Source organism: Pseudomonas sp. NPDC088429, assembly GCF_044753305.1.
GTDB classification, from domain to species: Bacteria; Pseudomonadota; Gammaproteobacteria; order Pseudomonadales; family Pseudomonadaceae; genus Aquipseudomonas; species Aquipseudomonas rustica.
The window spans coordinates 17,812-28,831 of sequence record NZ_JBIVMX010000068.1 but is presented as its reverse complement, the minus strand read 5'-3'; the positions used below and the strand labels follow the sequence as shown (position 1 = coordinate 28,831).

Annotated in this window: 10 protein-coding genes and 1 tRNA gene; 5 read left to right on the top strand and 6 right to left on the bottom strand. The window is 60.9% G+C overall.

The annotated features are described in order from the left end of the window. Positions 1-257 precede the first annotated feature (257 nt). Positions 258-863 carry a TetR/AcrR family transcriptional regulator gene (locus ACIP66_RS24270; RefSeq protein WP_400651486.1) on the bottom strand — a complete coding sequence of 202 codons (606 nt, stop codon included), beginning with the start codon at positions 861-863 and terminating at the stop codon, positions 258-260. A gap of 157 nt (positions 864-1,020) precedes the next feature. On the opposite strand from ACIP66_RS24270, the gene ACIP66_RS24265 reads away from it, so the two are divergent. Both ACIP66_RS24265 and ACIP66_RS24260 read left to right on the top strand, forming a co-directional pair. Next, positions 1,021-2,403, top strand: coding sequence for an aspartate aminotransferase family protein (locus tag ACIP66_RS24265; RefSeq protein ID WP_400651484.1), 1,383 nt, complete (start codon positions 1,021-1,023; stop codon positions 2,401-2,403). A gap of 281 nt (positions 2,404-2,684) precedes the next feature. Then, positions 2,685-4,388, top strand: a complete 1,704-nt coding sequence (locus ACIP66_RS24260; protein WP_400651481.1) for an amidase — start codon at positions 2,685-2,687, stop codon at positions 4,386-4,388. Between the two features lie 149 nt (positions 4,389-4,537). On the opposite strand, the gene ACIP66_RS24255 is transcribed toward ACIP66_RS24260, so the two are convergent. Continuing rightward, positions 4,538-4,690, bottom strand: a complete 153-nt coding sequence (locus ACIP66_RS24255; RefSeq protein WP_400651478.1) for a phage DNA packaging protein J — start codon at positions 4,688-4,690, stop codon at positions 4,538-4,540. Here ACIP66_RS24255 and ACIP66_RS24250 point away from each other — a divergent pair. The 3 genes from ACIP66_RS24250 to ACIP66_RS24240 all read left to right on the top strand — a co-directional run bounded on the left by ACIP66_RS24250 (position 4,626) and on the right by ACIP66_RS24240 (position 6,565). Then, complete coding sequence (locus tag ACIP66_RS24250; protein WP_400651492.1) at positions 4,626-5,840, top strand: OprD family porin; 1,215 nt, start codon at positions 4,626-4,628, stop codon at positions 5,838-5,840. The two genes, ACIP66_RS24255 and ACIP66_RS24250, sit on opposite strands and share 65 nt — an antisense overlap. 196 nt (positions 5,841-6,036) lie before the next feature. Continuing rightward, complete coding sequence (locus ACIP66_RS24245; protein WP_053120009.1) at positions 6,037-6,282, top strand: type II toxin-antitoxin system ParD family antitoxin; 246 nt, start codon at positions 6,037-6,039, stop codon at positions 6,280-6,282. Beyond that, a complete protein-coding gene (locus ACIP66_RS24240; RefSeq protein ID WP_400651475.1) occupies positions 6,275-6,565 on the top strand; it encodes a type II toxin-antitoxin system RelE/ParE family toxin in 291 nt (96 codons plus the stop codon). The genes ACIP66_RS24245 and ACIP66_RS24240 overlap by 8 nt, the downstream gene beginning before the upstream one ends. 64 nt (positions 6,566-6,629) lie before the next feature. Here ACIP66_RS24240 and ACIP66_RS24235 read toward each other — a convergent pair. The 4 genes from ACIP66_RS24235 to fdhE all read right to left on the bottom strand — a co-directional run bounded on the left by ACIP66_RS24235 (position 6,630) and on the right by fdhE (position 11,020). After that, positions 6,630-6,725: transfer RNA gene (locus tag ACIP66_RS24235), tRNA-Sec, on the bottom strand. Positions 6,726-6,731: 6 nt separating this feature from the next. Then, entirely contained in the window at positions 6,732-8,648 is a 1,917-nt protein-coding gene (gene selB / locus ACIP66_RS24230; RefSeq protein ID WP_400651491.1) for a selenocysteine-specific translation elongation factor, read from the bottom strand. After that, positions 8,645-10,048, bottom strand: a complete 1,404-nt coding sequence (gene selA, locus ACIP66_RS24225; protein ID WP_400651488.1) for an L-seryl-tRNA(Sec) selenium transferase — start codon at positions 10,046-10,048, stop codon at positions 8,645-8,647. The genes selB and selA overlap by 4 nt, the downstream gene beginning before the upstream one ends. A 45-nt stretch (positions 10,049-10,093) precedes the next feature. Beyond that, on the bottom strand, positions 10,094-11,020 hold the full coding sequence (fdhE, locus tag ACIP66_RS24220; RefSeq protein ID WP_400651472.1) for a formate dehydrogenase accessory protein FdhE: 927 nt from the start codon (positions 11,018-11,020) through the stop codon (positions 10,094-10,096).

Here is an 11,020-nt window from a genome sequence, read left to right as displayed (position 1 = left end):
TTGATCCGGGGGTGGGAGCGCAGCGACCGTTTGGCGCAGCCAAACACAGCGAGAGGAGGTGCAGCGAAGCAAACCGTAGGCGCTGCCCCCCGGATAAATCCCGGAGCGAAGGAACCCGAGCCACAGCGAGGGCCGAACGTCAGGGCAAAGCGTTTTGGTTACTTTTGGGCGTCTGCAAAAGTGACCCGCCGTAAGGGCGGAACCATAACCAGCAACACCCGCAGCACCGGATATACACCCAAAACCCAAAACCCCAATCACCCAACCAACATCCCATGACACATCAACCCCAACACACTCCGCATATGCCGCGAATGCGCCTCCCGATCCGGCATCACCTCAGTCGCCAACCGAATAAACGCCACATTCGCATACTGATTAAACACCGTCGCCGCCACATCAATATCAACCGAGTCTCGAATCCTGCCAACCCCCTGAAAATACACGAGCAGCGCCTTGGTCTCCTCAATCACCGCCGCATTCCAAGGATCAAGCGCACGAGCCAATTCCCCAGTAAACAAAAACGGCGCCAACTCCCGCCACAGTGAAGCCGGCATAGCCTCCAACTGGTAATGCGTCATCAACCCCTCAAACGCACACAACGCCTCCAGCGGATCACTGTCGTCATCAAGACGAGCTCGCGAATCACGCATCGCCTTCTCATCCGGCTGCTTCAGCAACGCCAACAAAATCTCCTGCTTGCCGCCGAAATAATTCACCACCGTCGGCGCCGACACCCCGGCCTGCACCGCGATCTGATCCAGCGTCGTCGCCGCAAACCCGTTGGTCTTGAACAGCTCAAGCGCCGCCTCGGCAATCACCTGCCGGCGCTGTTCCTTTTGCCGCTCTCGAAGTCCGCTCATGTTGCCTCTGATGATGCTTGCCAATGACCCTCAGCCTACGGCGATATTTTTTCACCGACAAATATTTTCTTTACAAAAATATTTTTAGGTGACAAAACTTTACTCGTGCAGCGCGGCAACGAACGCACTCACCCGCCCTTTTCTCTGGAGATCAGCCATGTCCGCCGAATTCGATTCGACCCGCAGTACCAGCGATTACCAAGCCGCCGACGCCGCGCACCACATCCACGCGTTCGTCGACCAAAAGGCCCTCAACGAGGAAGGCCCACGGGTGATGGTCAGCGGTGATCGCCTGGCACTGTGGGACAACGATGGCAATCGCTATCTCGACGGCATGTCTGGCCTGTGGTGCACCAACCTCGGCTACGGTCGCAAGGATCTGGCCGCCGCCGCGACCGCGCAGCTGGAACAGCTGCCCTACTACAACATGTTCTTCCACACGACCCACCCGGCGGTGATCGAACTGTCCGAGCTGCTCTTCAGCCTGCTGCCCAAGCACTACAGCCACGCGATCTACACCAACTCCGGTTCCGAGGCCAACGAAGTGCTGATCCGCACCGTGCGCAAGTTCTGGCAAGTGATGGGCAAGCCCGAGAAGAAAATCATGATCGGCCGCTGGAACGGCTACCACGGCTCAACCCTCGCAGCGACGGCGCTGGGCGGCATGAAGTTCATGCACGAAATGGGCGGCACCATTCCTGACGTCGCGCACATCGACGAGCCGTACTGGTTTGCCCACGAAGGCAACCTCAGCCCGGAAGAGTTCGGCCTGCAAGCGGCGCGGCAACTGGAAGACAAGATTCTCGAACTGGGCGCCGACAAGGTCGCCGCTTTCGTCGCCGAACCGTTTCAGGGCGCGGGCGGCATGATCATTCCGCCGGCCACTTACTGGCCTGAAATCCAGCGCATCTGCCGCAAGTACGACGTGTTGCTGTGCGCCGACGAAGTGATCGGCGGGTTCGGCCGCACCGGCGAATGGTTCGCGCATCAGACCTTCGGTTTCGAGCCAGACACCCTGTCGATCGCCAAAGGCCTGACCTCCGGTTACATCCCTATGGGCGGTCTGATTCTGTCGCGGCGTATGGCTGAAGCACTGGTTGAGAAAGGTGGCGTGTTCGCCCACGGCCTGACTTATTCCGGGCACCCGGTCGCGGCTGCCGTGGCGATTGCCAACCTCAAGGCGTTGCGCGATGAAGGCGTGGTCGCTCAGGTGAAGGCTGATACCGGGCCGTATCTGCAAAATTGCTTGCGCGAGGTGTTTGGTAATCACCCGTTGATCGGCGAGATTCAGGGCGTCGGCCTGGTGGCCGCGTTGCAGTTTGCTGAAGACAAGGCCAGCCGCAAACGCTTTGCCAATGAGAACGACATGGCCTGGCGTTGCCGCACGATCGGTTTTGAAGAAGGCTTGATCATTCGTTCGACACTGGGCCGGATGATCATGGCGCCGGCGCTGGTAGCGACCCGGGCGGAGCTGGATGAGTTGATCGACAAGACCCGAATTGCCGTGGATCGCACGGCGCGGGAGTACGGCGTCCTCTGATCTTCGTCACTGCACAATCCCCCTGTAGGAGCTGCGGCACGCTGCGATCTTTTGATCTTGATCTTGAAAAACAAAATCAAAAGATCGCAGCGTGCCGCAGCTCCTACAGTTGCCTAACCAGTAGCCATTGGCGGACAAAGTTAGATCCCGCCGATTACTCCGTGCGCCGCTTGGTGTTAAATAGGCGCCAGTCTTCACCTTGTCGCTTAAAGCTGTGCAACGAGAACCGATATGAACACCCATTCCAAGAAAAACACCCACATTCCAACGGCGGTGACCGCATGATCGAAGTCACCGAAGTATCCATTGCGCAACTGCGCGCTGCGCTGGAATCCGGCCAGACCACCTCGGTCGAGCTGGTGCAAGCCTACCTCGCCCGCATCGACGCCTACGACGGCGCCGATACGCCGACCGCGCTGAATGCGGTGGTGGTGCGCAATCCTGAAGCGCTGAACGAAGCGCAAGCCGCCGATGCCCGTCGCGCCAAAGGTGAAACCCTTGGCCCGCTTGACGGCATCCCCTACACCGCCAAAGACAGTTATCTGGTCAAAGGCCTGACCGCCGCGTCCGGCAGCCCGGCATTTGCCGATCTGGTTGCTTATCGCGACGCCTTCACCATCGAGCGCCTGCGCGCGGCCGGGGCGATTTGCCTGGGCAAGACCAACATGCCGCCGATGGCCAATGGCGGCATGCAGCGCGGCGTTTATGGCCGTGCCGAGAGCCCGTACAACGCCGATTACCTGGCCGCACCCTTTGCCTCCGGCTCATCCAACGGCGCCGGGACTGCCACCGCTGCCAGCTTCGCCGCGTTCGGTCTGGCCGAAGAAACCTGGTCCAGCGGTCGTGGCCCGGCCTCGAATAATGGCCTGTGCGCCTATACGCCGTCGCGCGGCGTAATTTCGGTGCGCGGCAACTGGCCGTTGACCCCGACCATGGACGTTGTGGTGCCGTACGCACGCACTATGGCTGACTTGCTCGAAGTCCTAGACATCGTCGTCGCCGAAGACCCGGACACCCGTGGCGACCTGTGGCGCCTGCAACCGTGGGTGCCGATCCCGAGCGTCAGCTCCGTGCGCCCTGCTGCTTATGCTGATCTGGCCGCTGACGCGAAAGCGCTGGCCGGCAAGCGTTTCGCCGTACCACGCATGTTCATCAACGCCGATCCTGAGGCTGGCACCAGCGAAGCACCGGGCATCGGTGGCCCGACCGGCCAGCGCATCAACACCCGCGAATCGGTGATTGATCTGTGGAAACAGGCACGTCAGGCACTCGAAGCGGCGGGCGCTGAAGTCATCGAAACTGACTTCCCGCTGGTCTCCAACTGCGAAGGCGATCGCCCCGGCGCGCCGACCGTGTTCACCCGTGGTCTGGTCTCGAAAGAGTTTCTTCACCATGAACTGTGGGATCTGACCGCTTGGGCGTTCGATGATTTCCTGCAAGCCAACGGCGACCCGAAGCTCAATCGTCTGGTTGACGTCGACGGGATGAAAATCTTCCCGCACGAGCCGGGCACCCTGCCCAACCGTGAAGGCGATCTGGTCGCCGGCATGGACGAATACGTGCGCATGGCTGAACGCGGGATCACGCCGTGGAATGAAATCAGCACCGTGCCCGATGGCCTACGTGGGCTAGAAGAGACGCGTCGCATCGATCTGGAAGAGTGGATGGATAAGCTCGGCCTCGACGCCGTGCTGTTCCCGACAGTGGCCGATGTGGGGCCGGCGGATGCCGACGTTAACCCGGCATCGGCGGATATCGCCTGGAGCAACGGCATCTGGGTGGCCAACGGCAACCTCGCGATCCGTCACCTCGGGGTACCGACCGTCACCGTGCCGATGGGCGTAATGGCCGACATCGGCATGCCGGTCGGCCTGACCTTCGCCGGTCGCGCTTACGACGATTCGAGCCTGCTGCGCCTGGCCGCCGCATTCGAATCAACCGGCAGCAAACGCCAGATCCCGCCACGCACCCCGCCATTGTCATAACACCATCCCTGTAGGAGCTGCGGCACGCTGCGATCTTTTGATCCTTGGTTTTTTGTAATCAAGATCAAAAGATCGCAGCGTGCCGCAGCTCCTACAATGGCCCATCAAGTCAGCACATTGGCTCAATCGCCTGCTCTGAAATCCCGCGATCATCGGTGCCACTTCAATTGCTGCTGGCCTCCGACCATGATCGATCGCGCACCCTCGCGTCTCACCCTGCTAGCCCTGCTCTGTGGTCTGAGCGGAGCTGCCTCAGCCGGCGATTTCTTCGACGACGCGAAAACCGAAATCCTTCTGCGCAACTTCTACCTGAGTAACGACTACCGATCCCCCTCGCCCAGCGGTAAAAACTATAAACAGGAATGGGCTCAAGGGTTTATCGGTACCTTCTCATCTGGTTTCACAGAAGGAACGCTAGGCTTCGGCATCGACGCCCACGCCTTTTCCGGGTTCAAACTCGATGGCGGCAAGGGCCATTCCGGCACGGGTTTGCTGCCGGTAGACAGTGACGGCCGCAGCGAAAACAACTACTCCAGCGCCGGCGGTGCACTCAAGCTGAAAACCTCGCGCACCACTCTGGCGTTCGGCGAAATGACCGTAGAAACGCCGGTCTTCGACACCTCCGACAAACGCCTGCAACCGGAATACGCCACGGGTTTGCTGCTCAACAGCCGAGAGATCGACAACCTCAATCTGGTCGCCGGTCATTTCACCGCATTCAAGAATCAGGACAGCTCATCGGGCAAAGGCGATTTTTACGGCTACGGCGCCAATACCGAAGCCGGCGGCATCAGTTTTATCGGCGCCGATCTGTTCGCGGACAGCCCTCTCGGCGGCGCGCTCTACGCCTCCGACCTGAGCGACACCTGGCGCCAGTACTACGGCAATCTGCACTTCAAGCAATCCGGCCTGCTACTCGACGCCAACCTCTACCACACCCGCGATACCGGCCAGGCGCTGGCCGGCGCGATCGACAACACAGCCTTCAGCCTTTCCGGCAAATATGCCTTCGGCGCGCACGCAGTAATGCTCGGCTGGCAGCGGATCAATGGCGATACACCGTTCGATTTTGTCGGCGGTGACTCGATCTACCTCGCCAACTCGATCAAATACGCCGACTTCAACGGCGCCCACGAACGCTCCTGGCAAGCACGCTACGACCTCGACCTCGGTGCCTTCGGCATCCCCGGCCTGACCTTCATGACCCGCTACGTCTCGGGCGACCACATCGACGGCACCCACGCCCCGGTTGGCGGCGCGTATCAACTGCAGCAAGGCGATGGCGGCAAACATTGGGAGCGCGACATCGACATGAAATACATCGTCCAGTCCGGCGCGGCAAAAGACCTCTCAGTACAACTCTCCCACGTCTCCCACCGCGCGAACGAAGCCCAGTCCGGCGACGACATCGACCGTATCTACGTCGTCATCCAATACCCGCTCGCCTTCTGACAGAACAAATCACCCTGCCCGAAACACAATCAAAACTGTGGGAGCGGGCATGCTCGCGAAAGCGGCGCATCAATCGCCCGCAATGTTGACTGACCCACCGCTTTCGCGAGCAAGCCCGCTCCCACAAGAGAGCACCTTAGCGCACCAATAGTATGATAAATTCCGCGCTATCGACCCTTTCACTGGAGGCCCGATCATGGGAACCGTTCGAAAAACCATCACCGTGACTGACCAACAAGATAACTGGATCAAAGCTCAAATCGACGCCGGCCATTACACCAACGACAGCGAATACATTCGCGATCTGATCCGACGTGAACAAGAACGCACTGCTGAACTTGAAACGATTCGTGCAGCGCTTCGCGAAGGTGAGTCTAGCGGCAAACCACGCCCCTTCGATCCAGAGGCGTTCAAACAGAGAATGCTGACTACGCATGGCTGAATATCGCCTGACACCTGCTGCCGAGGGCGACCTCGAGGCGATCTGGAGTTATACCGCGCAACAATGGGGCCTGGATCAGGCAAATCGTTACATCGATATTCTCACCACTGCATTTGCTCAATTGACTGAGCGTCCCAAAACAGCACCCGCCTGCGATGCCATCCGTGTTGGTTATCGGCGCTGCAGCGTAGAACGGCACATGATCTACTTTCGCATTACGGCCTATGGCATTGCGATCATTCGAATCCTGCATGATCGGATGGATGCGCATCGCAAACTTTGAACATCAAAAGATCGCAGGCTTTTGTAGGAGCTGCCGAAGGCTGCGATCTTTTGATTCTGATAATTGGCGGAAGGCAGCCGGAGTCGAACCTGCCCGGGAACGGATGCCGTCCCCAACCGGGTTTGAAGCCCGGCCGCGCCACCGGGCGCGATTGCCTTCCTTGAACTCAGTGCGCGCTGGTGTTGGCCAGTGCGTTGTCGTAGCGGATTTGCCGTGCTTCGCCGCTGCGCCGGGTCAGGCCGAGGCGGTCGAAGTATTCGAGGAACTGAATACAGCGTTTGCGTCCCAAGCCTAGCGCATCGCGGAAGGTTGTCACCTGGATCTGCGGATTTTCCTTGGCCAGTTGCAGGAGGATCGCCGCCATCCTGCGCAGTTGGCTGTCGCTGAGGAACAGGTCGCGCACCACTTGATGCATCAACCCCAGCCGCGCCAGTTTGCGCAGCAGCAAACGCACCACGGCGTCATCCTCGCCAAGCATCTTCGCCACGTCGCGCAGCCACGGCGGATCGAAGCCGCCGTTTTCAAATAACGGTTGCAGTCGCTGCCAGAGGATCTCGTCTTCGGCATTCAGGCGCACCTGGTGATCAGGCAGATGCAGCCACGGGCCACTGGCAGAGATCGCGCCGGCATCGCGCAATTCGTCGAGCAAACTGGCAAACGTCGAACGTTCCAGCGGCAGCGCACTGAAGCGTCTCAGGCGATCACGATCCGGGCCCATCTGATCGGGCTCCAGTTCATGAAACTTCGCCAATTGCTCCAGCAGGGTGAATTTCAGTTGCCCCCAGCGCTGCACGTTGAACAGCACCGGGCCTTGGCGGGTGTCGATCAGGCGCACATTCTCAGGCAAAGACCAGCTTGCGCGCGGACGATTGAATTGGCGTTCCAGCCGATGCGGGCCGAGGCCGCCGGCGCTGTGATCCAGCAACGCTGGCAACACCTGCTCAAAACTTTCGCTGTCAGCCAACGCCTGCAACTGCGCCAAACGCTCAGGACTGCGGCGCTGTCGGGCCGGGGCAAACGGATCAAGCACGCGCCCGCCACCAAGAGTGCGCTGAGCGCTGGAATCACGCAGGATCAGCCGATCGCCCTTCACCGCATGCACCGGCGCGTTGATCAGCAGTTGCGCGAACATCCGCTCACCAGCACTCAGGCGCGATCCTTCAAGCAACGCCACCCGCGCAATCACGTCCTGCGTGCCGAGATGCACATGCACCGGATGAAAATGCTCGAAAGTCCGTTCGCCCGGCAGCAATTGAAATTCGATATCCACGCGCTGCGTCGGGGCGTGCAGCCAATCGCTCAGCAGCCATTGCCCGCGATGGATCTGCGCCAATTCCAGGCGTTCGCCGCTCAGATTCAGCGCCACCCGTTGCCCAGCGAAGGCTTGCTCAGCAGCCTGATTCTGCGCGTGCAATCCGCGCACCTTCACCGATCTCCCTGACGGCCCGAGCGTGAGTTTATCGCCCACCGAGACCTCGCCCGACAGCGCCGTACCCGTTACCACAATCCCCGCACCGGCGACGCTGAACGCCCGATCAATGGCCAATCGAAAACCACCCTCACGACTGCGCTCCAGCACGTCACGTTGCGCGCGCAACAACAGCTCGCGCAGTTCATCAACGCCCTGCCCGGTCACGCTCGAGACAATCACAATCGGCGCCTCGGCAAACGGCCCGGCCTCCAGCAGATCGAGCACCTGACGCTGCACTTCTTCCACCCTGCCCGCCTCGACCCGGTCGCACTTGGTGATCGCCACCAACGCGCGCGGAATGCCGAGCAGTTCGACGATCGCCAGATGTTCACGGGTTTGCGGCATCACGCCGTCATCCGCCGCAACCACCAGCAACACCCGATCAATGCCTTGCGCCCCGGCGAGCATGTTATGGGTGAATTTTTCATGCCCCGGCACATCGATAAACCCGGTCAGGCCCGCGCCCGGTTCGAGTTCGGCATACAGATAACCAAGGTCAATGGTCATCCCGCGTTCGCGTTCATGCGGACGACGATCACCGGTTTGTCCGGTCAGCGCTTGCAGCAGCGATGTCTTGCCGTGGTCGATGTGCCCCGCCGTGCCGACAATCACGGATTGACCTGCAACTGCGGCAGCTGCGCCAGCCACGCCGGCTCATCGTCGAGTTGGCGCAGATCCAGCCACAGCGCATCGTCGTCGATACGGCCGAGCACCGGGATCGGCAACGCGCGCAGTGCCGCTTCAAGATTCAACAAGCAACGCCCGCGCAGTCGCTTGGAAACGTGCGGGCGCAGACACAGCGCCGCACTCGGCAAACGCGCCACCGGTTGGCTGCCGCTGCCGATCATGCCCAAGGCCTCAACCGCACTGACCTGCCAACCCTCGCCCAGCACTTCAGCCAGCGCCGGTTGCAAGCGCGAGGCCTGCGCAAAGATGTCCGCCTGCGGTCGAGTCAGCAGCCGCAGACTCGGCAGACGCTCGGCCAGCCGATCCGGATCGCGATACAAACCCAGCACCGCCTCCAGCGCCGCCAAGGTCAGCTTGTCGACACGCAACGCGCGTTTCAGCGGGTTCTTCTTGATCTTCGCGATCAGCTCTTTGCGCCCGACGATCAAACCGGCCTGCGGCCCACCGAGCAATTTATCGCCGCTGAAGGTGACAATGTCCGCGCCATCGAGCAGCGCCTGACGCACCGTCGGCTCGGCCGGCAAACCCCAGCGCGTCAAATCGAGCAAACTGCCGCTGCCCAGATCCTCCAGCAACGGCAAAGCATGCCGATGCGCCAACTCGGCCAGCTCAGCGGTGGGCACCCGCGCGGTAAACCCTTCGATGGCGTAATTGCTCGCATGCACACACATGATCAGGCCGCTGCGTGGGCTGATCGCTGCTTCGTAATCGCGGGCATGGGTGCGATTGGTCGTGCCGACTTCGTGCAGACGCACGCCGGCGCGGGCCATGATGTCGGGAATGCGAAAGGCGCCGCCGATCTCGATCAGCTCGCCGCGCGAGATGATGCCTTCCTTGCGCGCGCCCAGGCTGTTGAGCGTCAGCAGCACCGCCGCAGCATTGTTATTGACCACGGTGACGGCTTCGGCGCCGGTCAGTTCGCGGATCAGGCCTTCGATCAAATCATCGCGATCACCGCGTTTGCCGCTGGCCAGATCGAATTCGAGATTGAGCGGATAACGCGCGGCCATTTGCACGGCTTCGATGGCTTCGTCCGGCAACAAGGCGCGGCCGAGGTTGGTGTGCAACACGGTGCCAGTGAGGTTGAACACCCGGCGCACGTTACTGCGTTGTTGCTGCGCCAAGCGTTCGCCGACGCGACCGGCGAGCACTTCGGGGCTGATTTCAACCGCCGATAAATGCCCGCTCAACACGGCGGGACGCAGTTCATCAAGCAGTTGGCGCAAGCTTGCCAACAACGATTCACGCCCATGACGCGCAAGCAAAGGCACACACGCCGCGTGACGCAACAAACCATCAATGGAAGGTAACCGCAGGGACATCAGCCACTCCTGGAGACAGATCACTGCGCCAGAGTGTAGACGCTCAGATCATTCGTCTCCCGGAGCCAGCAACAGATTCGGCGCCAGACGCTGATAACCATCCTGCGCCAGACGCATGTCCAGCAACAAACTGGAGAGATCCGCCGACAGCGCCTCGGCGTCAGCATCGTTTTCCAGATAAACCAGTTTCAGATAACTGTTACAGCCCGGACAGACCTCAGCCCGCAACGGCGCCTGATTCGCCGCGTGGCGATCATCCTCAAGGCTGAAATAATCCAGGCCCTTGCTCGATTCGCAATACACGCACTTGACCCGCACCACATGCCATTCGCAGGCACACAGTGAACAGACCAGATAACGCAAACCGTTGTGCTTGCCGCGATGACGGATCACCCCCGCCATCGTCGGCGAACCGCAGGCCGGGCACTGGCTGAGGCTATCGCCGGGTTTCAATTTGAGATCCGGCGCAGTGAGCAGCCAATGGCTCCACGCCGCTTGCAGCGCCGCCCCGAGAAACGGCACCAGTTGCGCCGGCACCATCGAATATTGGCCGCTGACCAGCGCCACCGCCCACGCGCGCAACTGGCCGGAACTGGCGCCGCGCAAGGTGTCGACCGCCTCGACAACAGCAGGCTGTTCACCCGGCTGATAACGTTGCAACAAAGCCTCGAGATAAGCCTGCCAACCCTCCTCGCGCACCAACGTATCCGCCGCAAACGGCGGCAAACCATGCTGCTGACACGTCTCGATCCGTTGCTGATCAAACGGCGCGGTCAGCGGCGGATCATTGAACAGCTGCTGCTGCACCCGGCACAACCCGGCGATCAGTCGCAGATACTCGGCCAACGGATGCCCCTCGGCCAACTGCTCGAGACGATCAGCGCGCAGGGAAAACAGATTGTGCGGCGGCAGGTGCAGAAACGGCGGCGAACTGGCCGCCGCTTCAATTTCCCCAGGTTCAAGAATGGTTGGCAA

Excerpts from the sequence above, each read along its gene's own strand:
- ACIP66_RS24245 (WP_053120009.1), top strand. The coding sequence starts at position 6,037 with ATGGGAACCGTTCGAAAAACCATCACCGTGACTGACCAACAAGATAAC.
- ACIP66_RS24240 (WP_400651475.1), top strand. The coding sequence starts at position 6,275 with ATGGCTGAATATCGCCTGACACCTGCTGCCGAGGGCGACCTCGAGGCG.
- ACIP66_RS24270 (WP_400651486.1), bottom strand. The coding sequence starts at position 863 with ATGAGCGGACTTCGAGAGCGGCAAAAGGAACAGCGCCGGCAGGTGATT.
- ACIP66_RS24265 (WP_400651484.1), top strand. The coding sequence starts at position 1,021 with ATGTCCGCCGAATTCGATTCGACCCGCAGTACCAGCGATTACCAAGCC.
- ACIP66_RS24260 (WP_400651481.1), top strand. The coding sequence starts at position 2,685 with ATGATCGAAGTCACCGAAGTATCCATTGCGCAACTGCGCGCTGCGCTG.